Source organism: Mycobacterium terramassiliense (assembly GCF_900157385.1).
Taxonomy (GTDB): Bacteria; Actinomycetota; Actinomycetes; order Mycobacteriales; family Mycobacteriaceae; genus Mycobacterium; species Mycobacterium terramassiliense.
This window is the reverse complement of record NZ_LT717699.1, coordinates 401,694-425,116: the sequence shown is the minus strand read 5'-3', so window position 1 is coordinate 425,116 and position 23,423 is coordinate 401,694. Positions and strand designations below refer to the sequence as shown.

The following is a 23,423-nucleotide window of genomic DNA, read 5'->3' as shown; positions in this document are numbered from 1 at the left end:
GCCTAGCGATTGCAAGCAAAGGAGACAACCATGTACCTCGCCGTCGAGATCGGAACCGTCGACGTCAATCCCGTGCTGAAGGGCGCCCTCGCGACGATCCTGTACTTCGCGGTCGGCATGGCCGTGCTGCTCATCGGGTTCTACATGGTCGACTGGCTGACCCCGGGCAAGCTGCGCCAGCTGGTGTTCATCGATCGGCGCCCCAACGCCGTCGTCGTCGCCGGATCCATGTACATCTCGCTCACCACCGTCATCATCAGCGCCATCACCAACAGCTACAGCCAGCTCGGTCAGGGACTGCTGGGCGTGGCGGTGTACGGGTTGATGGGCGTGATCCTGCTGGGCATAGCGATGCTGGCGATGCACCTGCTGATCCCGGGCAGTTTCCATGAGCACGTCGACGAGCCGGAGCTGCATCCGGGGTCGTTCGCGGTGGCGCTGATACTGCTCGCCGTGGGAGGGGTGACCGCCGCGGCGGTGTCATGAGCCCGCCCGGGCGGTGGCGCGCGTTGCTGCTGGCCGCGGTGGCGGCGTGCGCGGCCTGCGGCATCATCTACGAGCTCGCCCTGCTGACCCTGTCGGCCAGCCTCAACGGCGGCGGGATCGTCGCCACCTCGCTGATCGTCGCGGGCTACATCGCCGCGCTGGGCGCCGGCGCGCTGCTGGCCAAACCGCTGCTGGCGCACGCGGCGATCGCCTTCATCGCCGTCGAGGCGGCCCTCGGCATCGTCGGCGGGCTGTCGGCGGCCGCGCTGTACGTGGTGTTCGCGTTCCTGGACGGCTCGGTCGGCTCGACGTGGGTGCTGGCGGCGGGCACGGCGCTGATCGGGGGGCTGGTCGGCGCCGAGGTGCCGTTGCTGATGACCCTGCTGCAACGCGGCCGGACGGCCGGACCCTCCGACGCGGGCCGCACGCTGGCGAACCTCAACGCCGCCGACTACCTGGGCGCGTTGCTGGGCGGGCTGGTCTGGCCGTTTCTGCTGCTGCCGCATCTGGGCATGATCCGCGGCGCGGCGGCCACGGGCATCGTCAACCTGGCCGCGGCGGCCGTCGTGTCGCTCTTCTTGCTGCGGCGCGTCGTCTCGCCGCGGCAGCTGGCGACGGCGCTGTGCGCGCTCACCGCCGCGCTCGCGGTGCTCGCCACGCTGCTGGTGCGTTCGGCCGACATCGAAACCACCAGCAGGCAAAGGCTTTACGCCGACCCGATCGTCGCCTACCGGCACACGCCCTACCAGGAGATCGTGGTGACCCGGCGCGGCAACGACATGCGCCTGTACCTGGACGGGGGCCTGCAGTTCTCCACCCGCGACGAGTACCGCTACACCGAGAGCCTGGTCTACCCGGCGCTCGGCGGGGAGGTCAAAGGCGCGCGCTCGGTGCTCGTGCTCGGCGGCGGTGACGGCCTGGCGGCCCGCGAGCTGCTGCGCCAGCCCGGCGTCGCCAAGATCGTTCAGGTCGAGCTCGACCCCGCCGTGATCGACTTGGCGCGCACCACGATGCGCGACGCCAACGGCGGTGCGCTGGACGACCCGCGCGTCAAGATCGTGATCGGCGACGCGATGACGTGGCTGCGGGGCGCCCCGGACCGGTTCGATGCGGTCATCGTCGACCTCCCCGACCCCGACACACCCACCCTGGGCAGGCTGTATTCGACGGAGTTCTACGCGCTCGCCGCCCACGCGCTCGCCCCGGGCGGGCTGATGGTCGTGCAGGCGGGCAGCCCCTTCTCCACGCCGACCGCCTTCTGGCGCACGATCTCGACGGTCCGGGCGGCCGGCTACGCGGTCACGCCGTATCACGTGCACGTGCCGACGTTCGGCGACTGGGGGTTCGCGCTGGCGCAGCGCGCGGACACCGCGCCCATCCCCACGATGCCGCCCGGCGCACCCCCGCTGCGTTTCCTCAACCAGCAGGTGCTCGCGGCCGCCACCGTGTTCTCCGGTGACATCGGGCCCCGCACCCTCGAGCCGTCGACGCTGGACAATCCGCGCGTCGTCGACGACATGCGGCGCGGGTATTACTGAGCGGCGTGCTCCGGTCGGACCGCTTGCACCGCCCACACCGACCCTCGGCCGCGCCGGTGCTCGTCGCGGCGCACGTCGCCGAATCCGGCGGCGCGGCACCGCGACGCGAAGGATTCGGCCTGCTGTTCGGTCCACCCGTGGCTCGCAAGTCCCGTGGCCGCGGGCCGGACGCGTCGCTCCAGCACCAGCAAGCGCCCCGCCGGCGCCAGCGCGCGCCGCAACTCGGCCAGCCCGGCCGTGACGTCCTTCCAGTGGTGCACCGTCTTGAGCGACCACACCACGGTCGCCCAACCGTCGGGGACGGGCAGGGCTTCGGCGGTGCCCTGCGACCAGCTCACGTTCGGGTGATCGCGCGTCGCACGGCGGGCCAGGCGCAACATCAGCGGAGACGGGTCCACACCGACGACCCGCGCACCCCGGTCGGCGGCGGCCCGCGCCGCATTGCCTGGGCCACAACCGATATCGACGAGGCGGTCGGTGGCCGACACGGAGGCCAACTCGGCGGCAAAGCGCGCGTTGCCGCGACCCGTGAGGAGCATGCCGACGGCGGCCACCAGGCCGATCGGGCCGCTGAAGCCCTCGTGGTCGGCGTGATGGTTGACGACGGTTGGCTCGGTCATCGGTATGCGTGCCGGCGGTTCACTCCTCGTCGAGGGCGGCCAGCACCTCGTCCGATACGTCGACGTTGGTGTAGACGTTCTGCACGTCGTCGCTGTCCTCCAGCGCGTCGACGAGCTTGAACACCTTGCGGGCGCCGTCGAGGTCGACGGGAACGCTGACCGACGGCTGAAAACTGGCCTCGGCCGACTCGTAGTCGATGCCGGCGTCCTGCAGCGCGGTGCGCACCGCGACCAGATCGGTCGGCTCGGAGATGACCTCGAAGGTGTCGCCCAGGTCGTTGACGTCCTCGGCGCCCGCGTCGAGCACCGCGGTCAGCACGTCGTCCTCCGTCAGGCCGTTCTTCTCCAGGGTGACCACGCCCTTGCGGGAGAACAGGTAAGCCACCGAACCGGGGTCGGCCATGGTGCCGCCGTTGCGCGTCATCGCCACCCGCACCTCGCTGGCGGCGCGGTTGCGGTTGTCGGTCAGGCACTCGATCAGCACCGCCACACCGTTGGGCGCGTAGCCCTCGTAGGTGATGGTTTGCCAGTCCGCGCCGCCGGCCTCCTCGCCCGCCCCCCGCTTGCGGGCGCGCTCGATGTTGTCGTTGGGCACCGAGGTCTTCTTGGCCTTCTGGATCGCGTCGTAGAGCGTCGGGTTGCCGGCCGGGTCACCGCCGCCGGTGCGGGCGGCGACCTCGATGTTTTTGATCAGCCGGGCGAACTCCTTGCCGCGGCGGGCGTCCTTGACGGCCTTCTGGTGCTTGGTGGTGGCCCACTTGGAATGGCCGCTCATCGGTGTTTCTACCTCTTCTTTTGCACGCTGTTGCTCGATAACTCGCCAGACGAGTCTACGTGGGCGCCCGACATCGCCGAGCGTCACGCGTCAGGCGACGCCGTTGACGATGTCGACGAACATGTGGTGGATGCGCCGGTCGCCGGTCATCTCGGGGTGAAACGCCGTCGCCAGCATCGGGCCCTGGCGCACCGCGACGACGTGGCCGGCCGCCCGGGCCAGCACCCGCACGCCCTCACCCGTTCGCTCCACCCAGGGCGCGCGGATGAACACCGCGCGCACCGGCCCGTCGAGGTCCGCGAAGTCGATGTCGCCCTCGAACGAGTCCACTTGGCGCCCAAAGGCGTTGCGCCGCACCGTCATATCGATCGCGCGCAGCGGCAGCGCCTGCCGCCCCCGGGCGCCGGCGTCGAGGATCTCGCTGGCCAGCAGGATCATTCCCGCGCAGGCCCCGTAGGCCGGCAGGCCCTCGGCCAGGCGGCGGCGCAGCGGCTCGAGCAGCTCCAGGTCGAGCAACAGGTGGCTCATGGTGGTGGATTCGCCGCCGGGGATGACCAGCCCGTCCACCGCGTCGAGCTCGTCGCGGCGGCGAACCGGCATGGACTCGGCTCCGGCCTCGCGCAGCGCCGCCAGGTGTTCGCGGGTGTCGCCCTGCAGCGCCAGCACGCCGATCCGCGGCGCGCTCACGGCCGGAACCCGCGCCGATAGCGGGTCAGTCCCTCCTGCATGACCGCCGCGACCATCTCGCCGGTCTGGGTGAAGATCTTGCCCTGGCACAGCGAGCGGCCGCCGCTGGCCGACGGTGACGACTGGTCGTACAGCAGCCACTCGTCGGCGCGGAACGCGCGCATGAACCACATCGCGTGGTCCAGCGACGCCACCTGCAGGTGCTCCCGCACGTCGAGGTGGGTGACCTGCGCCGAGCCCAGCAGCGTGAGGTCGCTCATGTAGGCCAGCGCGCAGATGTGCAGCACCGGGTCGTCCGGCAGCGGGTCGCGGTGGCGAAACCACACCTGCTGCTGGGAGGCCTTGCCCGGCGAGAGCTGCAGCCGGTCGCGGGGCACGATGCACACGTCCCACTCCTCGAACTGCTTGAACCCGGCGTCGTCGAACACCTTGATCGAGTCGAGGCCCGGCAGGCCGTCGGGGGGCGGCGCGGCCGGCATCGGGTCCTGGTGGTGGATGCCTTCCTGGTCGGTCTGGAAGGACGCCCCCATGCTGAAGATGATCTCCCCATGCTGGATGGCGTTGACCCGCCTGGTGGCGAACGAGCCGCCGTCGCGGGTCCGCTCGACGATGAAGACGGTGGGCTCGTTGGCGTCGCCGGGCCGCAGGAAGTACCCGTGCAGCGAGTGGACCTGGTAGCGCGGGTCCACCGTGCGCACCGCCGAGACGAGCGACTGCCCCGCCACGTGGCCGCCGAACGTGCGCTGGAAATATCCCGACTCCGGGCTGAACACCCGACCGCGGTAGATGTTGACCTCGAGCTGCTCGAGATCGAGGATCTCTTCGATCGCCACCGAAAGCCGCCGGCTCACCAGCCGCGTTCGGCGAGGCGATGGGGCTGCGCGATCTGCTCCACGTTGATGCCCACCATCGGCTCGCCCAGCCCGCGCGACACCTTGGCCAGCACGTCGGGGTCGTCGTAGAAGGTGGTGGCCTTGACGATCGCGGCGGCGCGGTGCTCGGGCGCACCGGACTTGAAGATGCCCGAACCCACGAACACGCCCTCGGCGCCGAGCTGCATCATCATCGCCGCGTCGGCGGGTGTGGCGATGCCGCCCGCGGTGAACAGCGTGACCGGCAGCTTGCCCGCCCGGGCCACCTCGACGACGAGCTCGTAGGGGGCCTGCAATTCCTTTGCCGCCACGAACAATTCGTCCTCGGACAGCGACGTCAGCCGGCGGATCTCACCGCTGATGGCGCGCATGTGCGTGGTGGCGTTGGAGACGTCACCGGTGCCGGCCTCGCCCTTGGAGCGGATCATGGCCGCGCCCTCGTTGATGCGCCGCAGCGCCTCGCCGAGGTTGGTCGCGCCGCAGACGAACGGCACGGTGAATTTCCACTTGTCGATGTGGTGGGTGTAGTCGGCCGGGGTGAGCACCTCGGATTCGTCGACGTAGTCCACCCCGAGGCTCTGCAGGATCTGCGCCTCGACGAAATGCCCGATCCGCGCCTTGGCCATCACCGGGATGGTCACCGCGGCGATGATGCCCTCGATGATGTCGGGGTCGCTCATCCGCGACACCCCGCCGTGCGCGCGGATGTCGGCCGGCACCCGTTCCAGCGCCATCACCGCGACGGCGCCGGCGCCCTCGGCGATCCGGGCCTGCTCGGGGGTGACGACGTCCATGATGACGCCGCCCTTGAGCATTTCGGCCATACCGCGCTTGACGCGCGCCGTGCCCGTCACCGCCCGGTTCGACTCCACTGGCTTGTTCTGTTCGTCCATTGCGCTTCCACTCTAATGGTCAGCGACTAGCGAGTTTTCTCCTGATCAGCGGATCGACTCGAGCAGGCCGGGGTTCGGGGCGCCGTCCGCCAACCGGTTGGCCGCGGGCAGCAATTCGCCCAGTTGCAGCGGGTACACCTGCTCGCCCGCCGCGGTCAGGGCGGCGATGTCATTTGCGTCACACCACCGGGCGCCGTGGATGTAGTTGCGTTCCAGCTCGGTCCGTCCCGCCAGCGACGGCTCGAACCGGCCGGTGCGGTGGACCAGGTAGAACTCCTCGCTGTCGATCAGCGAGCCGTTGAACTCGAAGACCTCGTCGCGCCGCCAGATCGGCCCGATCATGTCGGCCGGCGAGACCCGCAGGCCGGTCTCTTCGGCCAGTTCCCGCGCGGCGGCCTCGGCCAGCCGTTCGCCGGTACCCACCTCGCCGCCCACGGTGAACCACCACCGGGGCGCGGCACCGTCACCAAACGCCGGGTTCGCCGGGTCGGACCCGCACAGCAGCAGCACGGCGCCGGTCTCGTCGAGCAGCACCACCCGCGCCGAGGTGCGGTGACTGGGCACGCCCGCCCCGCCGTGCGCCAGCGCGTGCGGGCGCTCGGCGATCTCGAAATAGCTTGGCAGGGCGGCGGTGCCGCCGAGCCTGAAGGCGCGCACCAGGGGTCGTTCGGCCAGCGCCAGGGTGTCCCGGACGGCGTCGTTGTGAAAACGGCGGGCCAGCACCACGCGGGCCTCGGCGTCGGCCAGCTCGGCGATCAGGCCCGCCGGCAGCGCCGCCGGATCGACCATCGCCAGCGCCTCCGACAGCTCGTTCTCCGCGCGCTCGCGGGCGGGCCGGGCAGCCCCTTCCGCGGCGTCGGCCAGCGCCGCCAGCCGGCGGCCTTCGGGCGAGCGGCCGTAGGCGTCGATCGCGACGGCGCGCGCCACCACCGCGCGGCGCGCCAGCGCGCCGTCGAGCGCCTGCCACGACAGGTCGTAGCGGACGTTGAGCCGGTCCAGCCGGTTCGCGGTCCGGTACGCCCACGCGCCCAGGACGACGAACACGACGCCGAGCGCCGTCATGGCGAGGATCGCCCAACTCATCAGCTCGCCACCTGCACCTTGGCGCCCGAACCGGCGACCGTCTCGTACACGCGCATGATCTGGCTGGCCACCACCGACCAGTCGTAGCGGCGCACCGCCGCGGAGGCGGCCGCCGTGTAGCGCTCGCGCAGCGCGTCGTCGGCCAGCACCTCGATCAGGGCGTCGGCCAGCGCGGCGCCGTCATCGACCGGCACCAGCCGCCCGCATTCACCGTCGTGCAAGACCCGCCGGAAGGCGTCCAGGTCGCTGGCGACGACGGGGGTACCCGCTGCCATCGCCTCGACCAGGACGATGCCGAAGCTCTCTCCGCCGGTGTTGGGCGCGCAGTAGGCGTCGGCGCTGCGCAGCGCCGACGCCTTGCCCGCGTCGTCCACCTGGCCAAGAAAACGGAGGTAGCGCGTCATTTCGCCTGCCTGAGCGCGCAATTCGTCCTCGTCGCCGCGACCGACGATCAGTAACTGGGCATCCGGGTAGCGCTCGACCACCCGGGGCAGCGCGTCGAGCAGCACCGCCATGCCCTTGCGGGGCTCGCCGTAGCGCCCCAGGAAGAGCACCGTCTTGCCCGGTCGCGGATAGCCGTCCAGCCGCGGGGCCGAGGCGAAGGAGTTGACGTCGACCCCGTTGGGGATCTCCACCGCGTCGGTGCCCAGCGCCTCCATCTGCCAGCGCCGGGCCAGATCGGACACCGCGATGCGCCCGACGATCTTCTCGTGCATCGGCCGCAGGATGCCCTGGAAGACGGTCAGGGTCAGCGATTTGGTGGTCGACGTGTGGAACGTCGCCACGATCGGGCCCGCGGCGATGTTCAGGGCCAGCATCGACAGGCTCGGCGCGTTGGGCTCGTGCAGGTGCAGGACGTCGAAACCGCCCTCCCCAAGCCACTTCTTGACCTTGCGGTGGGTGGCCGGCCCGAACCGCAGCCGGGCCACCGACCCGTTGTAGGGAATCGGGACGGCCTTGCCCGCGGAGACGACGTAGTCGGGCAGCGAGGCGTGCGGCGAAACCGGTGCCAGCACGCTCACGTCGTGCCCGCGGGCGCGCATCACCTCGGCCAGCTGCAGCACGTGGGACTGCACCCCGCCCGGCACGTCGAACGAGTACGGACAGACCATCCCGATCCGCATCAGGCTTCCCTCAACCTCGCCTGCCTGGTCTCGGACAGGTCGGCCAGCCACTGCGGCTGCATCATGTGCCAGTCCTCGGGATGGGCGGCGATACCCGTGGCGAACTGATCGGCCAGCGCCTGGGTGATGGCGCCGACGTCACCGCTGCTGCAGTCCAGCGGCGGCTGGATCCAAAAGCCCCAGCCCCCATTGCCCTCGAACCAGGAATGGTCCGACAGCAGGGCCGCCCCGGTCTCGATCGCGAGTCTCGCCGGCCCCGCCGGCATCCGGGTCGCCTCGCCGAAGAACTCGACCTCGACGCCGCTGCGGGTGAGGTCGCGGTCGGCCATCAGGCACACCAGCCCGCCGTCTCGGAGCCGCTCGCAGAGCACCTCGAAGACGGGCCGGTCGCCGCCGGACAGCGGCAAGACTTCGAAGCCGAGACCCTCCCGGTAGTCGATGAAACGCCGGTACAGCGACTCGGGTTGCAGGCGCTCCGCGACGGTGGTGAACGTGCCGTACCGGTGCACCGCCCACACCCCGGCCATGTCCCAGTTCCCGCTGTGCGGCAGGGCCACGACGGCCCCGCGGCCGGCGGCCAGCGCGGCGTCCAGATTCTCGAAACCGCGGAACGATTCGTGGAGCCGGCGGGCCAACACCCCGTGATTCATCGTCGGCAACCGGAAGGCCTCCCGCCAATACCGGGCGTAGGAGGCCAGCGAGGCGCGCACCAGCTCGTCCGGCACCTGGTCCGGCGGCACCCCGAGGACGCGGGCCAGGTTCTTGCGCAACTGCGCGGGGCCGCCGTTGCGGGCCGCATAGCGCGCCCCGGCGCCAAAGGCGTTGCGGGCGGCGAACTCCGGCATCGCCCGCACGGCCATCCAGCCGGTCGCGAACGCCCAGTCGGTCGCCGTACCGCGGGTCAGGCGGGCCAGATCCGCGATCATGGCATGGGCTCCGTCGCGCCGGGGGACGTGCGCACGGTGTGCAACCGCTGCGCGCAGGTGACCAGGCTGGCCCCGGCCAGCAGCCACATCGCCACCGGCAGCGCGGGCGGCCACGCCACGAACGGAAAATCGGACACGCCGGCGCCGACGAGCACGATGATCAGCCGTTCGGGCCGTTCGATGATGCCGCCGTCGCCGCGCAGCCCGCTGGCCTCGGCCCGGGCCTTGATGTAGGAGATCACCTGCGAGGTGACCAGGCAGACCAGCGTCGCCACCACCAGCGGTTTGTCGTGCATGCCGAACGCGGCCCACCACAGCAGGCCGCAGAACACCGCGCCGTCGCTGACCCGGTCGCAGGTGGCGTCCAGCACCGCGCCGAAGCGGGTGCCGCCGCCGCGCTCCCGGGCCATCGCGCCGTCCAGCATGTCGAAGAGCACGAAGAACCAGACCACCAGCGTGCCGGCGAACAGCTTGCCCATCGGGAAGAGCGTCAGCGCCCCCGCCACCGCGACGACGGTACCCAGGATCGTGACGGCGTCCGGCGTCAACCCGACCCGCAGGCAGGCCCGGGCGGTCGGGGTGGTGAGCCGGGCGAAAGCCGCCCGCGACAGGAACGGCACCTTACTCATGCGCGGCTCACTGCCTCGCCCACTCCGTGGCCAGCAGCTGGCGGGTTTCGCGCAGCAACTGCGGGATCACCTTGGCACCCCCGACGATGGTGATGAAATTGGCGTCGCCGCCCCAGCGCGGCACGACGTGTACGTGCAGGTGTTCGGCCAGCGAGCCGCCCGCCGAGGTGCCCAGGTTGACGCCGACGTTGAAGCCGTGCGGGCGCGACACGTTCTTGATGACGCGAATCGCCTTCTGGATGAAGGACATCAGCTCCGCGCTCTCCGCGTCGGTCAGGTCCTCCAGCTCGGAGACCCGCCGGTAGGGCACCACCATGAGATGCCCGGGGTTGTAGGGGTAGAGGTTGAGCACGGCGTAGACGAGTTCGCCGCGGGCGACCACCAGGCCGTCCTCGTCGGACAGCTGCGGGATCTCGGTGAACGGCTCGTCGGGTTTGCCGTTGTCCCGCTTCGTCGGCGCCTCGGCCAGATAGTTCATCCGGTACGGCGTCCACAACCGTTGCAGGTGGTCCTGCTCGCCGACGCCCCGGTCGAGGATGGTGTCGTCGCGCTGCTCGTCACTCACCGCCGACAACTTTCAGCGATTCGGCTGTGGGAGCGGTGTTTTCACGGTCGGCGATCCATTTGACGATGGCGTCGACGGCGCTGTCGCGATCCACGCCGTTGATCTGCGTGCGGTCGCCGAAGCGGAAGCTCACCGCGCCGGCCTGCACATCGCGGTCGCCGGCCAGCAACATGAACGGCACCTTCTGGTTGGTGTGGTGGACGATCTTCTTGGCCATCCGGTCGTCGCTGGCGTCCACCTCGACCCGCACTCCGTGCGACTTCAGCTGCGCGGCAACGCTTTCCAGATATTCGACGTGGTCGTCGGCGACGGGGATGCCGACCACCTGAACCGGCGCCAGCCACGCCGGGAACGCCCCCGCGTAGTGCTCGGTGAGGATGCCGAAGAACCGCTCGATCGACCCGAAAAGCGCGCGGTGGATCATCACCGGGCGTTGCCGGGTCCCGTCCGGGGCGGTGTATTCCAGCTCGAAACGCTCCGGGAAGTTGAAGTCCAGCTGGATGGTCGACATCTGCCAGGTCCGACCCAGCGCGTCTTTGACCTGGACCGAGATCTTCGGGCCGTAGAACGCCGCGCCGCCGGGGTCGGGCACCAAGTCCAACCCCGACTCGGCGCCCACCTCGGCCAGCACGTTGGTGGCTTCCTCCCAGACCTCATCGGAGCCGACGAACTTCTCCGGGTCCTTCGTCGACAGTTCCAGGTAGAAATCGGTGAGGCCGTAGTCGCCGAGCAGGTCGAGCACGAAGCGCAGCAACGAACGCAGCTCGTCGCGCATCTGGTCGCGGGTGCAGAAGATGTGGGCGTCGTCCATCGTCAGGCCGCGGACCCTTGTCAGCCCGTGGATGACACCGGACTTCTCCAGGCGATAGACCGTTCCGAACTCGAAGAGCCGCAACGGCAATTCGCGATAGGACCGCCCGCGCGCCCGGAAGATCAGGCAGTGCATCGGGCAGTTCATCGGCTTGAGGTAGTAGTCCTGGCCCGGTTTGCGCAGCGAGCCGTCCTCGTTGTACTCCGCGTCGAGGTGCATCGGCGGGAACATGCCGTCGGCGTACCAGTCCAGGTGCCCCGACGTGTGGAACAGCTGGGCCTTGGTGATGTGCGGGGTGTTGACGAACTCGTACCCGGCCTCGGTGTGCTTGCGCCGCGAGTAGTCCTCGAGCTCCCGGCGCACGATCCCGCCCTTGGGATGGAATACCGCCAGGCCCGAACCGATTTCGTCGGGGAAGCTGAACAGGTCCAATTCGGCGCCCAGCTTGCGGTGGTCACGGCGCTGGGCCTCTTCGATCAGCTCCAGGTGGCGATCGAGGGCCTCCTGCGACTCCCACGCCGTGCCGTAGATGCGCTGCAGGCTGGCGTTCTTCTGGTCGCCGCGCCAATACGCCGCCGAGCTTCTGGTCAGCTTGAACGCGGGGATGTGCTTGGTGGTGGGGATGTGCGGTCCGCGGCACAGGTCGCCCCAAACGCGTTCGCGGGTGCGGGGATTGAGGTTGTCGTAGGCGGTGAGCTCGTCGCCGCCGACCTCCATGATCTCGGCGTCACCGGACTTGTCGTCGACGAGTTCGAGCTTGTAGGGCTCGTCGGCCAGCTCGGCGCGCGCGGCGTCCTTGGACTCGTAGACGCGCCGGTCGAACAGCTGGCCGTCCTTGACGATCTGGCGCATCCGCTTTTCCAGCTTGTCCAGATCCTCCGGCGTGAACGGCTCGGCCACGTCGAAGTCGTAGTAGAAGCCGTCCGTGATGGGCGGCCCGATGCCCAATTTGGCGTGCGGGAACAGGTCTTGGACGGCCTGGGCCAACACGTGCGCGGCCGAGTGCCGGATGACGCTGCGGCCCTCGTCGGTGTTGGCCGCGACCGGGATGACCTCCGCGTCGGCGTCCGGCGCCCAGCTCAGGTCGCGCAGCTTGCCGTCGGCGTCGCGCACCACCACGATCGCGTCGGGCGCACCGCGCCGCGGCAGCCCCGCCTCACCGACCGCGGCGGCCGCCGTGGTCCCGGCGGGCACCCGGATCGGGGCTGCGGGATCGGGCTTTGCGGCGGCGCTCATCGGGTTCGCTCTCCAGACTTTTCGGTGCGCGGATTGATCGTTGCAATGCTATCGGTGCCGAGCCGGCTCAGGGCTGGCCAGGCTTGAGCCGCACGAACAGCGCGTCGGCCTCGGTCAGCAGGGTGTCGCCGTCGCTCAGCCGGCCCGACACGAAGATCTTGCGCCCGTCCACCCGGTCGATGCCGGCCTCGAACTGCAATTCCTTCTCGATCGGCACGATGTGGCGGTAGTTGATCTTGAGGTAGGCGGTGCGCTGGCGGGGGCCCCCGGTGATCACCGAAGACGTCAGGCCGAGCACGGAGTCGAACAGCATCCCGAGGGCCCCGCCGTGCACCGCGCCGTTGCGGCCCAGGTGAAAGCGGGCGAAGCGCGCCCAACCGTGGATGCGGCCGTCCTCACCCTTGCTCGCCTTCATCGGGATGCTCAGGATGTTGCCGCGCGTGGGCAGGTCCATCCGGCGCCCGGACGGCGATTCCCATTCGTCGGCGTCGTACGGGCTGAGTAGCGCCGAGAGCTTCTCCAGCTGGTCCGCGGCCTCGGTGATCACCTCGTCGGGCGCGTCGACGGCGCGGGCGTGGTCCTGCAGCCTGCGCACCGCCTCGATGAACCGGCCGTAGTCGGGGCCGCCCTTGGTGGTCGGCTCGGGCGGGTTGAACCCGCCGCCGGGGTGTCTGTGATGGTCGCCGGGCACCAGGACACCGTATTGCCCCCAGCTCGCGAGAGTGCAACCACCAACGCGTTTACTCGCGGAACGTGTCGGTAATGGCACTTTCGCGGCGGTGCGGTCGCCCGCCAACAGCGGTCAGACCGTCTGCTGAGCCCCCGCGGTAGCCAGGGTCTCGAACTCCTCGTCGCTCAGTGTGATCTCGGCCGCGGCGACGTTCTCCTCGACGTGCGCGACGCTGGACGTGCCCGGGATCGGCAGCATCACCGGTGAGCGCTTGAGCAGCCAGGCCAGCGCCAGTTGCGACGGCGTCGCGTCGTGCTCGGCGGCGATGCGCTGCAGCGGGCCGTCGGGGGCGGCCAGCGGCCCGGCGGCCAGCGGGAACCACGGGATGAAGCCGATGCCCTGGCGGGTCGCGGCGTCCACCAGCGGCTCGGCCGCCCGCGACGCCAGGTTGTACATGTTCTGCACCGACACGATCTCGGTGATCTGCTGCGCGGCGGTGAGCTGGTCGACGTCGATCTCGGACAGCCCGATGTGGCGGATCTTGCCCTCGTTCTTCAGCGTGAGCAGCTCGCCCACCTGATCGGCCAGCGGGAAGTTGCCGTCGATGCGGTGCAGCTGGAACAGGTCGATGGTGTCGACGCCGAGGCGGCGAAGGCTCATCTCGCATTCCTGGCGCAGGTAACTGGGATTGCCCAGCGGGACCCAGACGTCCGGGCCGGTGCGCAGCAGCCCCGCCTTGGTCGCGATCACCAGGCCGTCGTAGGGATGCAGGGCCTCGTGAATGATCTCCTCTGAGACGTAGGGGCCGTAGGAGTCCGCGGTGTCGATGAAGTTGACGCCGAGTTCGACGGCCCGCCGCAGGACCCGCACGCATTCGGCGCGGTCGGCCGGAGGGCCCCACACTCCCTTGCCGGTGATGCGCATGGCGCCGAAGCCGAGGCGGTTGACGGTCAGGTCGCCACCGATGGTGAACGTTCCGGATGCTTGGGCAACAGTCTTAGTGGTCACCTTTACGACCGTACGCCGGGAACGTGACGACGCATCCCGGCGTGGCAAGCTGGGGCGCGTGGACCTGGAAACGCTCGAGGAACTTCCGCTGACCTACGCCGAGGTGGGCGCGACCGCGGCGGGCGAGCTGCCCGCCGGCTACGACCATCAACATGTCGAACGCCAAATTGGCACGGGCCGAGAGCGTTTCGAGCACGCGGCGGACGCGGTCATGCGCTGGGGCATGCAACGCGGATCCGGGTTGCGCGTGCAGGCCAGCTCCGAGGTCGCCGTCGTCGACGCGGTGTTGGTGGTGCGGATGGGTTTTCTGCCGGCGCCCTGCCGCGTGGTGTACGTCATCGACGAACCCGACATGCGCGGCTTCGCCTACGGCACCCTGCCCGGGCACCCGGAGTCCGGCGAGGAGCGCTTCGTGGTGCGCCACGACCCGGCCACCTCCGCGGTGTACGCGGAGGTGTCGGCGTTCTCCCGGCCCGCGGCCTGGTGGAGCAAGGCCGGTGGGCCGCTGGTGAGGGCGGCCCAGCGCGTCATCGCCCGGCGCTACCTGCGGGCGGTGTGACCCGCGCCGCCGTCGTTCAGCGGTCGGCGCCCGCGACACATAAACCTCTGCGAAGACACGCCGGCGAGGTTCGCAGTAATTTCAGTCTCGGCGCAGGACGCGCGTTAAGGTCCCCAGCCGGCCAGCAGCCGCTCTGCGCCCGAGCACATCTGCTCGATGACCTCCCCCACGGACGCGTCGTCGCGGATCATGCCGACGCCCTCCCCCGCATCCACCGGGGCGACGCGGCGATCGTCGGCGGCGATCGCCGCGGACAGCTCGTCGCACGCCGGCGCATCGAGCGCGTCCTCGTGGCCCGTCCAGCGCGCGACGAAGTCGTTGGCCAGCACCCGCGCCGGGAGCCGCGCCGGCCAGGGCCGCCCCCTGGCGACGTCGAAGGCGCGGGTGACCGCCGTGTCGGTGGCCTCGGCGGCGATCAGCGCGCGGCGGCTGCCGTCACCGGTGAGGGCTTCCGGGCAGGCCGCCAGGCGGGTGCCGACCCACGCCCCGCTCGCGCCGGCGGCCAGCACGGCGGCCAGGCTGCGCGGCGAGGCGATGCCGCCGCCGGCGAGGACCGGCACCGAGACGGCGTCCAGTACGGCGTCGAGCAACGGCAGCGTGCCGAGCTTGACCTCGCCGTGCCCGCCGCCCTCGGCGCCACGCGCGACCAGGACGTCGACGCCCGCATCGACGGCGCGGCGGGCGCCCACGGCGTCGTAAACCTGTGTGACGGTGGGAATTCCGGCGTCGTGCGCACGGGGCACCCACGACCAGTCGGTGCCGAAACTGACCGACAACAGGGCCGGCGCCGCGGCCAGCGCGTCCTCGAGCAGCCCCTCCTCGTTGCGCATCACCCAGTCCACCAGGCCGATCCCGAACCTGCCGCGCACGTGCGGCAGCTGGGCCCGCAGCGACTCCCGGCTCCCGTCGCTGCCCATGCCGACCATCCCCAGCCCGCCCGCGGCGGTGACCGCCGCGGCCAGCCGGCCGCCGGCGACCCCGCCCATCGGGGCGTTGAGGATCGGCACCCGCAGCCCGAAGCTGCTCGACCAGGGCGTGGACAGCATCTAGTGGGCCGCCCCGGGCTGGCTCTTCAGCACGGTCAGCATCACCACCGAGTCCTCGACCGCGTGCAGGGCGTGCCGCTCCGCCGGGATCGCGACGTAGTCGCCCGCCTTGCCCTCCCAGGCTTCGCCGCCCGTCGTCAGGCGCACGTGGCCCTGCAGCACCTGCAGCGTCGCCTCGCCGGGGCTGTCGTGCTCGGAGAGGTCATGGTCGGCGAGCAGCGCCAGCACGGTCTGGCGAAGCTCGTGCGTGTGCCCGCCGTGGATGGTGTGCGCGGCGCGTCCGCTGTGCGACTTCCCCGCCTCGGCCAGCTTTTCGGAGGCGAGCGCGGTCAGCGAGATGGATTCCATAATCGGCCCCTTCGGTCGTCAAAGCCCGCAATCAGACGGTCAGTAGCAGTATCCCCGCCACCAGCAAGGCCACGGTCTTGACCGCCTCCAAGCCGACGTAGACGTAGTGGGCGTGGGACCGCGGTCCCTCCGACCCGGCGAGCACCTGATCGGAGCGGCGGGTCAACCGCGGGCGCACGGCGATCAACTGGGCGGCCAGCGCGGCGACGGCGACGGCAAAAGGCACGGCGACGCGCGTGGGTGGCGGGCCCGCTGTGCCCCCGGTGCCCGACGCCAGGATCGCCACGATGACGAGGGCGAAGGCCACCTCGACGGTGTTGAGCGCGCGAAAGACCAAGCGGCCGATGCCGAGTCCGATCTGCAGCGTCACGTCGGGCGCGCGGAATTTCAGGGGGGCCTCCAGGAACGAGATGGCCAGCACCATGCCGAGCCAGACGAAGGTGACCGCGACGACGATCGCCGATCCGGTGCTCACCGGCCGGCCCCGACCGGCGCCAGGTGCGCCAGGCACAGGTCCGGTTCGACGAACGCGTCGAGCCGATCGACGGACACCGGCGCCGCCATCGTCTCCAGCGCGCCCTGCATCAGTCCGAGGTGGATGGGGCACACGACCGCGCCGCGGGTCTCGGCCAGTTCCAAAAACGGGCAGTGCCGCAAGCCGACCAGTTGCTGCCCATCCGACGTCCGGCGCTCGGGGGCGAATCCCAGCTCGTCGAGCACCCCGACGAGGTGGTCGATGGCTTCCTCGGCGCCAATGGCCCGGGCCGCCGGCGCCGGGGCCGATTCCAGGTTGCGACCCCACGCCCGGCCGGCGGCCACCGCCCTGGCGCGCGGATCGCGGTCGGCGGCCAGCGCCTCGGTCAGGATCTGGGCCAGGAGCCGGTAGTGGCGCGTCCCGCCGCGGTCCATCTGGCGGACCGCGGCGAACATCAGCGGCGGCCGCCCGGGTCCCTTGCGTCCGTGCGCGACCTGCTCCACCCGTCCGTCGGCGACCAGGCTGTCGAGGTGGAAACGCACGGTGTTGGGATGCACGCCGAGTTGCTCGGCGATGGCGAGGATGCTCATCGGGGCGGGCGACGACCGCAATAACCGCAGCACCTCGCGGCGGCGGTGACCCGTGGGTTCTCCGACTGACGTAATCCCGCTCACGCTCCTTCGATCTCCCTGGGCTGGGCGGCGACCAGCGGTGTGTCGACTCCCAGGGCTCCGATCTTGGCCGCCCCACCCGGCGACCCGAGCGGCTCGTCCCGGCCGGGCAGCACTTCGGTGAAGAACGCCTCATTATCGGCCAGGTACGGCCTCAGGTCCTCGGGGAGGTCGTCCTCGTAGTAAATCGCCTCCACCGGGCACACCGGCTCGCACGCGCCGCAGTCCACGCATTCGTCGGGATGGATGTAGAGCGACCGGCCGCCCTCGTAGATGCAGTCCACGGGGCACTCCTCGACACAGGCCCGGTCCATCACGTCGATGCAGGGCTTTCCGATCACGTATGTCATGCGCTAGAGTTTACACAAATCGAATTGTGAAAACTAGAGATTGCGGAGAACCAGTGGCAGACAACGAACTTGACGTGCGCGAGCTACGCAAGCCGGACAAGCACCCGACGATCTTTGCGGCCTTCGGCGCGCTGGCGGTCGGCGAATCCTTCGTGCTGGTGAACAACCACGACCCCAAGCACCTGCGGGCAGAGTTCGACGCCGACCACCCCGGCGGCTACGGCTGGGAATACCTGGACAAAGGGCCGCGGGTCTGGCGGATCCGGATCACCAAGCTCGCTCCTACCCCGCTGCCCCGAATCCTGGCCGACACCAACGACTTTGTCCCCGGCGCCGAGCCCGACGCGACCGGCGCGGTGTGGCGGCTGGAGGCCAGGGTGGTGGGCGCCTGACCACCGAGACGGGCGCCGTCGAGCTGTTCCCCGGAGCCCTGCTCTGGTTGCCACGCCGTTCCCGGCGGCGGTTCACCGCCGGACCCGACGGGCTGCGCCACCTCACCGTGCACCGGCGGGGCGAGGCGCTCGCCTTGGAGCCGGCGGCGAAAACTTCTGTGCCGCGGGCGGTCTGACCCGACGCGAAGGACCTCTGCTTGTCCGATCTGTGACAAACGGCTCTGACGCCGACGCGCCCGCCTCAGTACCGTCGTGCGTGACAGACCACGCCCGACAAACGCAAGGACACGCCATGTCGTCGCACAACGCAGCTACGGGACCCATGGGGATCGTCGTCGGCATCGACGACTCACCGGCCGCGAGGGCCGCGGTGCAGTGGGCGGCACGCGAGGCCGAACTCCGCAACGTTGCGCTGACGCTCGTCTACGCCGTTTCGCCGGAGGTTTCGACATGGCTGAAGACGCCGTTGCCGGCCGGCGTGATGCGCTGGCAGCAGGATCACGGCCGCCGGCTCATCGACGGCGCCCTCAAGGTCGTGGAGGAGGCGACCGCGCCCGGCGGGCCCGCCGCCGTGCACACCGAAATCCTGGCGTCGGGCGCCGTCCCCACGCTGATCGACCTGTCCAAAGAGGCGGACATGGTGGTGATGGGCGCACAGGGAAGCGGGCGCTGGCCCGGTCGGCTGCTCGGCTCGGTCAGTTCGGCGCTGCTGCGGCACGCGCATTGCCCGGTCGCGATCGTGCATGAGGAGGACCCGTCCGCGCCCGCGGGCGGTCAGTCGCCGGTCGTGGTCGGCATCGACGGTTCATCCGCATCCGAGCTGGCCACCGCGATCGCCTTCGACGAAGCCTCGCGCCGGCGCGTCGGCCTGGTCGCTGTGCACGCGTGGAGCGATCTCGACGTCTCGGAGTGGCCCGGCATCGATTGGCCCGCAACACAATCCATGGCCGAAGAAGTACTGGCCGAGCGGCTGGCGGGCTGGCAGGAACGGTACCCGGACGTGCGGGTGACGCGGGTCGTGGTGCAGGCCCAGCCGGCGCGCCGGCTCGTCGAGGCGTCCACGGAGGCCCAATTGGTCGTCGTCGGCAGCAGGGGCCGCGGCGGGTTCGCCGGGATGCTGGTGGGCTCGGTCGGCGAAACCGTCGCCCAGATGGCGCGCGTTCCGGTCATCGTGGCGCGCGAGGCGCCGGCGTGACCTCGCGAACCCTGCCTAGCGGACGACGAGCACCGAGCATTCGGGGTGGCGGAAGAGCGGATGCCCGTGAGGCCCGACGAGCCGCGCCAGCTGGTCGGCCTCGGCGCCGCCGATGACCGCGAGCTGGACCCGCTCGTCATTGGCGGCCAGAAAACCGGCGATCGCGTCCCTCGTGGTGATCGGGTAGACGCGCACCTCGGGATGGCGCCGTCGCCAATCCTGTACCCGTCGTTCGAACTCCCCGTCGGCATGGTCGCCGAGGCCCTCCGGCGCGCCGCCGAGCACGAGCATGGGTGCCCGGCGCAATTTCGCTTCCGCCACGGCGTATTGGACAACGACGTCGCTGTCGGGTTCGTCGGTCATCCGGACCACGATCCAGTTGATGTCGGGCGGCGCCTGCTCGGCATCGGTGCGCAGCACCGCCACGGGGCAATGCGCCTTCTCGGCGAGCTCGGTTGCGGTCGAACCCAGGATCGAGCGGGCATAGCGCCCGATCCCGACCGATCCGACGCAGATCATCTCGGCGTCCGAGGACGCCTCCACCAGCAGCGGTCCGGCCGGCCCGCGCAGTATGTCGGTTTCGACGGTGACCGTCTTACGGGCGGCTTCGATCGCGGATCGCGCCTCGCGAAGCGCCTTCTCGGCGTGCGAGAGGTCGCGGGCGTACTCGTCCGTGGACGGGTGCGTCAGCTTCATGACAGCGAGGAGGCGCACCGGCACACCGCGGCTGATGGCTTCGTCGGCACCCCACAGTCCGGCCGCGATCGCCGCCGGTGAACCATCGATGCCCACCATGATCGGTTTCATAATCCTGCCAATGCCTTTCGGCGCTTACACGTGGCCTGTGAGGGCGGGTCCCGGGTGGGCGAGCCGGTAGACATCCATCAGCCGCGTGAGGTCGCTGGGCGTGATGATGCCGACAACCCCGCCGCCGTCGACGACCAGGGCTCGGCTGCGTGCGCCGACCGGTTCCATCCGTTCGAGCAGCGCGGTCAGGGGCTCCTGCGGCGCCGCGGTCGGCACCGCGTCCAGCGGCAGGGCGATGTCAACGACTCGGGTGGTGCTGCGCCGGGCCGGTGCAACGTCGCGCAGCTGGCCCAATGTGACCAGCCCCACGATCGATCCGTTCGGGTCGGCCACCGGATAGGCCGAGTGGCGGTCCCCCAGCACATAGCGCTGGACGAAGTCCTCGACGGTGATCCACCCGGGGGCGGTGTGGGGCCGGGCGGTCATCGCGTCCGAGGCGCGCACCCCGGCGAAAAGCTGTTGGGTGGTTATCCGCGTCTCTTCCTCGCGACTGGCGGCGAAGATGAACCAGCCGATGAACGCCAGCCAGACGCCACCCACGAGGCCGCCCGCGACGAACTCGGCCAACCCCAGGGCGATGAGGATGAACGCGAGCACCCGTCCGGCATGCGCCGCGCCGATGCCGGCGCGCACCATGTCGCCGTGGCGGCGCCACAGGTAGGCCCGCAACACGCGGCCACCATCGAGCGGGGCGCCCGGCAACAGGTTGAACAGACCCAGCAGCAGGTTGATCGCGGCGAGCCACGAGGCGACGCCGACGACGACGGGAGCTGCCCCCACACTACGCAGCGCCGCGACCAGCCCGCCGAACGTCGCCGCCAGCGCGAGGCTGGTGGCCGGGCCCGCGATGGCAATCCGGAAGGCCGCTTTCGGTGTCTTCGCCTCGCCGCCGAGTGCGGTCACCCCGCCGAACAGCCAGAGCGTCACGCTGTCCACGGCTACCCCCGCGCGGCGGGCGACGATCGCATGAGCGAGTTCGTGGGCCAGCAGCGAGGCCAGCAGCACCAGCGCGCCCCCGGCTCCGGCCAGCCAATAGGCCAGGGGCGAATAACCTTTGGCGGTGCTCGGCAGCGTGCTCGCCAGGCTCCACGTGAACAACCAGAGGATGACCAGGACGCTCCAGTGCACCTTCACCGGGAAACCGGCGACCCGTCCTAGTGGGATCGCATCGCGCACTTTCTGACCTCCAACATCATGGGCGGAAGAAGGGCTGCTTTCAGCCGATTTCGACGCCCGGCCGTTCGGGCGTCGTGATCTGGGACCGCTCGACCCGATGCTTGACGCGAAGCAGTAAAGCCCGGGTACCCAGGGCGATCGCCGGCCTGACCATTTCCATGGCGAATACCTCGCCGGGGTGGCGCAGGGCGATCCGGACGCGGGTGAGGAGCCGAACCCGGTCTTCCCAGTGCGGCTGAACGTGGAAGGACCACACCGCGTTCCAACGCCGATCCGCCAGCGCGGCGGTGAGCACGACGTACTTTTCTCCGACGATCTCGGCGACGCTCAGCGTCACCCCGTCGGCGAGACCCATCCAGTCGTCGGGCGCCAGGCGAACGACATCCCCGACGGCAAGTTGTTGCGCCTCCGGTGCTGAATCCGCCTCGCGGCGCCGATGAGCCACCTGCAACAGCTCGGACCACACCGCCGACGCCGGCGCATCGATGTACACCGCCTCGGTTGTCTGAATGGCCGGATCGCTCACCAACTGGTCGCCGGGCAGCACCATCCGGCACTCCGCCTTGGTCGCACCCCAGTTTCGGTAGTACCGGCGCGCGGCATAAAGCAGCCCGATCAGCGCCGCCGTCCGGGTGATCGGTCGTATCGCGTTGGCCATGACCCAAGTCTGGGTGCGCTGCCGCACCGTCCGACAGGGCCAATGGTCCTTGCGCCTCGGCCAATGTGCCCCGCGCGCTGTCAAGGACTTTGGACCCTATCCGCAACGTTCGCGTGACGGAATAATGACCTCGTCTGACGTAACTTGGCTGCGGCGGTTGCGGCTGAACAAAGGAGCATGACGGTTATGGGTCTAAACCCACCGTTGTTATTGACCGATACTGACGTAGACGCCCTCGCGCGGGAATTTTTGCTCTCGCGCTACCTCGGCCCCATTTATGCCGATTGGTCGCCCGATCGGCGCCTGGACACGTTCCTGCGGCGGCGGGGCCTGGCCCGAGTCGCCGACGACGGGGATCTGTCCATGATGGTGCTGGAGCGCATCATGGCTAACGTGAGCGCCGCGCCGCGCTCCTAGGACCCGCGCACACCCACGGCGGATTCGAGCTCGGTCAGGCACTCCTCGGTGAGCGGGATCAGCGTGTCGATGTCGGGCATCAGCTCGGCGCCGGCGACATAGCCGAAGCCGATCCGGTCGGCGTAGGAACACGTCGTCACGTTGAGCGCCATCCCGTCGAAGACCGTCGACACGGGATAAATCTCCTCTAGATGGGCGCCGTTCCAATACATTTCGGTACCGGGACCGGGCACGTGCGAGATGGGCAGATTGCATCCGGTGCGGATCTTCGGCGTGAACGGTAGGAGCGGAGCAATCACCGTCGCCGCGATGCTCGCCGCGTTCGTCAGCAGCGATGCCGCCGATCCGCGCTCGGCAACCCAGCGTTTTCCCTCCGACATAGACCGGTGGATCAGGTTCAGCCGTGCGGCCGGGTCATCCACGTCGGTGCCCAACGGACACAACCAAAGACCGAACATGTTGCCGTGCCGGTCATTTGCGGCGTCGTACTCGCGACCGCGCACCGTGATCGGGCAGATGGCCACCAGTGACCGGTTGGGCAGCTCGCCATGCGCAATCAGCCAGCGGCGCACCGCGCCGGCCACCATCGCGGTCACCACGTCATTGCCGCTGACACCCGTGGCCCGCTGCATCGCCAGGATGCGATCCTTCGCCCAGCTGCCGGCCGCGACGGCGCGCTCGGGCCCCAGGCGGCCGTTGAACCGCGTGTAGGGAGCCTCGAAGGGCAACACCGTCGTGTGCCCGACCAGCCTGTCGATGACGGTGGATATCTCGCCGGTGACGGTGCGCCCGATCAGCCCGACGCTCGACGCCGCCGTGCCGACCAGCGAACGCAGCGGCGCCACAAGGCGAGACACCAGCCCGTTCGCCGCCGACGGCGGGGACTCGCGACGGCGGTCGGCGTAGAAGGGCGGCATCGACCGGTGCCCGGGATCGGTGCTCAGGGCGTCGGCGATCATCTGAAAACCGGCCACGCCGTCGACGACGGTGTGGTGCACCTTGATGTAGAAAGCGAACCGGCCGCCGTCGAGGCCGTCGATCAGGTACGACATCCACATCGGCCGGGACCGATCGAGCCGCTCGGCGTCCAGCTCGCCGATGAGCCGCCAGAACTCGTTGCGGTCCCCGGACACGGTCCTGCGCCGGCAATGTCGGCTCAGGTCAAGGTGATCCACGTGACGCCAGACCCACACGCCGCCGGTGTCCACGCCGCGGTGCGGATGCCGGCACAGCCTGGGATCGACCGGATCGTTGCCGGCGAGCGCGTCGCGGTACAGGGCGTCGACGTAGTCCGGGCCGGCGTCCTGCGGCGGCGACAGGATCAGCACGGCGCCGACGTGCATCGGGCTGGCCACCAACTCCCCGGCCATCATCGCCACGTCCAGCGGGTCCAGCGGATCCATTTC

At 70.2% G+C, this 23,423-nt stretch carries 29 protein-coding genes; 7 read left to right on the top strand and 22 right to left on the bottom strand.

The genetic code is table 11. The annotated features are described in order from the left end of the window. Positions 1 to 30 precede the first annotated feature (30 nt). Both MTAB308_RS06325 and MTAB308_RS06320 read left to right on the top strand, forming a co-directional pair. Positions 31 to 486 carry a DUF350 domain-containing protein gene (locus tag MTAB308_RS06325; RefSeq protein ID WP_077098646.1) on the top strand — a complete coding sequence of 152 codons (456 nt, stop codon included), beginning with the start codon at positions 31 to 33 and terminating at the stop codon, positions 484 to 486. Continuing rightward, positions 483 to 2,024 carry a polyamine aminopropyltransferase gene (locus MTAB308_RS06320; protein WP_077098645.1) on the top strand — a complete coding sequence of 514 codons (1,542 nt, stop codon included), beginning with the start codon at positions 483 to 485 and terminating at the stop codon, positions 2,022 to 2,024. Before MTAB308_RS06325 ends, MTAB308_RS06320 begins: the two co-directional genes overlap by 4 nt. On the opposite strand, the gene MTAB308_RS06315 is transcribed toward MTAB308_RS06320, so the two are convergent. The 13 genes from MTAB308_RS06315 to MTAB308_RS06255 form a co-directional block, all read right to left on the bottom strand. Beyond that, the gene (locus MTAB308_RS06315; RefSeq protein WP_077098644.1) at positions 2,018 to 2,644 is read right to left on the bottom strand and encodes a class I SAM-dependent methyltransferase; all 627 of its coding nucleotides are present in this window, start codon (positions 2,642 to 2,644) and stop codon (positions 2,018 to 2,020) included. The genes MTAB308_RS06320 and MTAB308_RS06315 overlap by 7 nt on opposite strands. 19 nt (positions 2,645 to 2,663) lie before the next feature. Then, positions 2,664 to 3,419: a YebC/PmpR family DNA-binding transcriptional regulator gene (locus MTAB308_RS06310; protein WP_077098643.1), complete on the bottom strand. Its 756-nt coding sequence runs from the start codon at positions 3,417 to 3,419 to the stop codon at positions 2,664 to 2,666. Between the two features lie 90 nt (positions 3,420 to 3,509). Next, positions 3,510 to 4,106: a pyridoxal 5'-phosphate synthase glutaminase subunit PdxT gene (pdxT, locus tag MTAB308_RS06305; RefSeq protein WP_077098642.1), complete on the bottom strand. Its 597-nt coding sequence runs from the start codon at positions 4,104 to 4,106 to the stop codon at positions 3,510 to 3,512. After that, a complete protein-coding gene (tesB, locus tag MTAB308_RS06300; protein WP_077098949.1) occupies positions 4,103 to 4,939 on the bottom strand; it encodes an acyl-CoA thioesterase II in 837 nt (278 codons plus the stop codon). The genes pdxT and tesB overlap by 4 nt, the downstream gene beginning before the upstream one ends. Before the next feature lie 14 nt (positions 4,940 to 4,953). Continuing rightward, positions 4,954 to 5,871, bottom strand: a complete 918-nt coding sequence (gene pdxS / locus MTAB308_RS06295; RefSeq protein WP_077098641.1) for a pyridoxal 5'-phosphate synthase lyase subunit PdxS — start codon at positions 5,869 to 5,871, stop codon at positions 4,954 to 4,956. Positions 5,872 to 5,916: 45 nt separating this feature from the next. Beyond that, positions 5,917 to 6,954, bottom strand: a complete 1,038-nt coding sequence (locus tag MTAB308_RS06290; RefSeq protein WP_077098640.1) for an NUDIX hydrolase — start codon at positions 6,952 to 6,954, stop codon at positions 5,917 to 5,919. After that, positions 6,954 to 8,078 carry a glycosyltransferase family 4 protein gene (locus MTAB308_RS06285; RefSeq protein ID WP_077098639.1) on the bottom strand — a complete coding sequence of 375 codons (1,125 nt, stop codon included), beginning with the start codon at positions 8,076 to 8,078 and terminating at the stop codon, positions 6,954 to 6,956. The genes MTAB308_RS06290 and MTAB308_RS06285 overlap by 1 nt, the downstream gene beginning before the upstream one ends. Continuing rightward, entirely contained in the window at positions 8,078 to 9,004 is a 927-nt protein-coding gene (locus tag MTAB308_RS06280; protein WP_077098638.1) for a phosphatidylinositol mannoside acyltransferase, read from the bottom strand. The genes MTAB308_RS06285 and MTAB308_RS06280 overlap by 1 nt, the downstream gene beginning before the upstream one ends. Further along, complete coding sequence (gene pgsA / locus MTAB308_RS06275) at positions 9,001 to 9,633, bottom strand: phosphatidylinositol phosphate synthase (RefSeq protein ID WP_077098637.1); 633 nt, start codon at positions 9,631 to 9,633, stop codon at positions 9,001 to 9,003. The genes MTAB308_RS06280 and pgsA overlap by 4 nt, the downstream gene beginning before the upstream one ends. A gap of 7 nt (positions 9,634 to 9,640) precedes the next feature. After that, positions 9,641 to 10,198 carry an ATP adenylyltransferase gene (locus MTAB308_RS06270; protein ID WP_077098636.1) on the bottom strand — a complete coding sequence of 186 codons (558 nt, stop codon included), beginning with the start codon at positions 10,196 to 10,198 and terminating at the stop codon, positions 9,641 to 9,643. After that, the gene (thrS, locus tag MTAB308_RS06265) at positions 10,191 to 12,245 is read right to left on the bottom strand and encodes a threonine--tRNA ligase (protein WP_077098635.1); all 2,055 of its coding nucleotides are present in this window, start codon (positions 12,243 to 12,245) and stop codon (positions 10,191 to 10,193) included. Before thrS ends, MTAB308_RS06270 begins: the two co-directional genes overlap by 8 nt. Positions 12,246 to 12,312: 67 nt before the next feature. Further along, positions 12,313 to 12,936 carry a PaaI family thioesterase gene (locus tag MTAB308_RS06260; protein WP_425436199.1) on the bottom strand — a complete coding sequence of 208 codons (624 nt, stop codon included), beginning with the start codon at positions 12,934 to 12,936 and terminating at the stop codon, positions 12,313 to 12,315. A gap of 111 nt (positions 12,937 to 13,047) precedes the next feature. Then, positions 13,048 to 13,923 carry an aldo/keto reductase gene (locus tag MTAB308_RS06255; RefSeq protein ID WP_077098634.1) on the bottom strand — a complete coding sequence of 292 codons (876 nt, stop codon included), beginning with the start codon at positions 13,921 to 13,923 and terminating at the stop codon, positions 13,048 to 13,050. A 58-nt stretch (positions 13,924 to 13,981) separates the two neighbouring features. On the opposite strand from MTAB308_RS06255, the gene MTAB308_RS06250 reads away from it, so the two are divergent. Then, positions 13,982 to 14,482, top strand: coding sequence for a DUF1990 domain-containing protein (locus MTAB308_RS06250; RefSeq protein ID WP_077098633.1), 501 nt, complete (start codon positions 13,982 to 13,984; stop codon positions 14,480 to 14,482). Positions 14,483 to 14,586: 104 nt separating this feature from the next. Here the strand turns inward: MTAB308_RS06250 and MTAB308_RS06245 are convergent, their stop codons facing one another. From MTAB308_RS06245 to fdxA, 5 genes are read right to left on the bottom strand one after another with little or no spacing between them, the layout of a single operon-like run. Further along, a complete protein-coding gene (locus tag MTAB308_RS06245; protein ID WP_077098632.1) occupies positions 14,587 to 15,528 on the bottom strand; it encodes an NAD(P)H-dependent flavin oxidoreductase in 942 nt (313 codons plus the stop codon). Then, positions 15,529 to 15,876 carry a cupin domain-containing protein gene (locus MTAB308_RS06240; protein WP_077098631.1) on the bottom strand — a complete coding sequence of 116 codons (348 nt, stop codon included), beginning with the start codon at positions 15,874 to 15,876 and terminating at the stop codon, positions 15,529 to 15,531. A gap of 31 nt (positions 15,877 to 15,907) precedes the next feature. After that, positions 15,908 to 16,351 carry a hypothetical protein gene (locus MTAB308_RS06235; protein WP_077098630.1) on the bottom strand — a complete coding sequence of 148 codons (444 nt, stop codon included), beginning with the start codon at positions 16,349 to 16,351 and terminating at the stop codon, positions 15,908 to 15,910. Further along, positions 16,348 to 17,025, bottom strand: a complete 678-nt coding sequence (locus MTAB308_RS06230) for a helix-turn-helix transcriptional regulator (protein WP_077098629.1) — start codon at positions 17,023 to 17,025, stop codon at positions 16,348 to 16,350. The genes MTAB308_RS06235 and MTAB308_RS06230 overlap by 4 nt, the downstream gene beginning before the upstream one ends. Next, positions 17,022 to 17,372 carry a ferredoxin gene (gene fdxA, locus MTAB308_RS06225; protein WP_077098628.1) on the bottom strand — a complete coding sequence of 117 codons (351 nt, stop codon included), beginning with the start codon at positions 17,370 to 17,372 and terminating at the stop codon, positions 17,022 to 17,024. The genes MTAB308_RS06230 and fdxA overlap by 4 nt, the downstream gene beginning before the upstream one ends. A gap of 53 nt (positions 17,373 to 17,425) precedes the next feature. On the opposite strand from fdxA, the gene MTAB308_RS06220 reads away from it, so the two are divergent. The 3 genes from MTAB308_RS06220 to MTAB308_RS06215 all read left to right on the top strand — a co-directional run bounded on the left by MTAB308_RS06220 (position 17,426) and on the right by MTAB308_RS06215 (position 18,959). Beyond that, the gene (locus MTAB308_RS06220; RefSeq protein ID WP_342744141.1) at positions 17,426 to 17,764 is read left to right on the top strand and encodes a DUF2249 domain-containing protein; all 339 of its coding nucleotides are present in this window, start codon (positions 17,426 to 17,428) and stop codon (positions 17,762 to 17,764) included. Next, a complete protein-coding gene (locus MTAB308_RS30435; RefSeq protein WP_342744140.1) occupies positions 17,731 to 17,940 on the top strand; it encodes a hypothetical protein in 210 nt (69 codons plus the stop codon). The genes MTAB308_RS06220 and MTAB308_RS30435 overlap by 34 nt, the downstream gene beginning before the upstream one ends. A 116-nt stretch (positions 17,941 to 18,056) precedes the next feature. Continuing rightward, positions 18,057 to 18,959, top strand: coding sequence for a universal stress protein (locus MTAB308_RS06215; protein WP_077098627.1), 903 nt, complete (start codon positions 18,057 to 18,059; stop codon positions 18,957 to 18,959). A gap of 15 nt (positions 18,960 to 18,974) precedes the next feature. Here the strand turns inward: MTAB308_RS06215 and MTAB308_RS06210 are convergent, their stop codons facing one another. Genes MTAB308_RS06210 through MTAB308_RS06200 form a run of 3 tightly spaced genes read right to left on the bottom strand, consistent with a single transcriptional unit; the run spans position 18,975 to position 21,600 of the window. Then, positions 18,975 to 19,766 (bottom strand): universal stress protein, encoded by a 792-nt coding sequence (locus MTAB308_RS06210; protein WP_077098626.1) that lies wholly within the window; start codon positions 19,764 to 19,766, stop codon positions 18,975 to 18,977. A gap of 24 nt (positions 19,767 to 19,790) precedes the next feature. Next, a complete protein-coding gene (locus MTAB308_RS06205) occupies positions 19,791 to 20,942 on the bottom strand; it encodes a site-2 protease family protein (RefSeq protein WP_077098625.1) in 1,152 nt (383 codons plus the stop codon). A gap of 40 nt (positions 20,943 to 20,982) precedes the next feature. Further along, positions 20,983 to 21,600, bottom strand: coding sequence for a hypothetical protein (locus MTAB308_RS06200; protein WP_077098947.1), 618 nt, complete (start codon positions 21,598 to 21,600; stop codon positions 20,983 to 20,985). 186 nt (positions 21,601 to 21,786) lie between these two features. Here MTAB308_RS06200 and MTAB308_RS06195 point away from each other — a divergent pair, with 186 nt between their 5' ends. Beyond that, on the top strand, positions 21,787 to 22,017 hold the full coding sequence (locus tag MTAB308_RS06195; protein WP_077098946.1) for a hypothetical protein: 231 nt from the start codon (positions 21,787 to 21,789) through the stop codon (positions 22,015 to 22,017). Here the strand turns inward: MTAB308_RS06195 and MTAB308_RS06190 are convergent. Beyond that, on the bottom strand, positions 22,014 to 23,420 hold the full coding sequence (locus MTAB308_RS06190) for a wax ester/triacylglycerol synthase family O-acyltransferase (RefSeq protein ID WP_077098624.1): 1,407 nt from the start codon (positions 23,418 to 23,420) through the stop codon (positions 22,014 to 22,016). The genes MTAB308_RS06195 and MTAB308_RS06190 overlap by 4 nt on opposite strands. Positions 23,421 to 23,423: the final 3 nt, after the last annotated feature.

Coding starts and splice junctions, on each gene's coding strand:
- MTAB308_RS06215 (WP_077098627.1), top strand. CDS start 18,057: ATGTCGTCGCACAACGCAGCTACGGGACCCATGGGGATCGTCGTCGGC.
- MTAB308_RS06240 (WP_077098631.1), bottom strand. CDS start 15,876: ATGGAATCCATCTCGCTGACCGCGCTCGCCTCCGAAAAGCTGGCCGAG.
- MTAB308_RS06190 (WP_077098624.1), bottom strand. CDS start 23,420: ATGGATCCGCTGGACCCGCTGGACGTGGCGATGATGGCCGGGGAGTTG.
- MTAB308_RS06200 (WP_077098947.1), bottom strand. CDS start 21,600: ATGGCCAACGCGATACGACCGATCACCCGGACGGCGGCGCTGATCGGG.
- fdxA (WP_077098628.1), bottom strand. CDS start 17,372: ATGACATACGTGATCGGAAAGCCCTGCATCGACGTGATGGACCGGGCC.
- MTAB308_RS06310 (WP_077098643.1), bottom strand. CDS start 3,419: ATGAGCGGCCATTCCAAGTGGGCCACCACCAAGCACCAGAAGGCCGTC.
- MTAB308_RS06325 (WP_077098646.1), top strand. CDS start 31: ATGTACCTCGCCGTCGAGATCGGAACCGTCGACGTCAATCCCGTGCTG.
- MTAB308_RS06315 (WP_077098644.1), bottom strand. CDS start 2,644: ATGACCGAGCCAACCGTCGTCAACCATCACGCCGACCACGAGGGCTTC.
- pdxS (WP_077098641.1), bottom strand. CDS start 5,871: ATGGACGAACAGAACAAGCCAGTGGAGTCGAACCGGGCGGTGACGGGC.
- MTAB308_RS06320 (WP_077098645.1), top strand. CDS start 483: ATGAGCCCGCCCGGGCGGTGGCGCGCGTTGCTGCTGGCCGCGGTGGCG.
- MTAB308_RS06290 (WP_077098640.1), bottom strand. CDS start 6,954: ATGAGTTGGGCGATCCTCGCCATGACGGCGCTCGGCGTCGTGTTCGTC.
- MTAB308_RS06280 (WP_077098638.1), bottom strand. CDS start 9,004: ATGATCGCGGATCTGGCCCGCCTGACCCGCGGTACGGCGACCGACTGG.
- pgsA (WP_077098637.1), bottom strand. CDS start 9,633: ATGAGTAAGGTGCCGTTCCTGTCGCGGGCGGCTTTCGCCCGGCTCACC.
- MTAB308_RS06195 (WP_077098946.1), top strand. CDS start 21,787: ATGGGTCTAAACCCACCGTTGTTATTGACCGATACTGACGTAGACGCC.
- MTAB308_RS06245 (WP_077098632.1), bottom strand. CDS start 15,528: ATGCTGTCCACGCCCTGGTCGAGCAGCTTCGGGCTGCGGGTGCCGATC.
- thrS (WP_077098635.1), bottom strand. CDS start 12,245: ATGAGCGCCGCCGCAAAGCCCGATCCCGCAGCCCCGATCCGGGTGCCC.
- MTAB308_RS06210 (WP_077098626.1), bottom strand. CDS start 19,766: ATGAAACCGATCATGGTGGGCATCGATGGTTCACCGGCGGCGATCGCG.
- MTAB308_RS06285 (WP_077098639.1), bottom strand. CDS start 8,078: ATGCGGATCGGGATGGTCTGTCCGTACTCGTTCGACGTGCCGGGCGGG.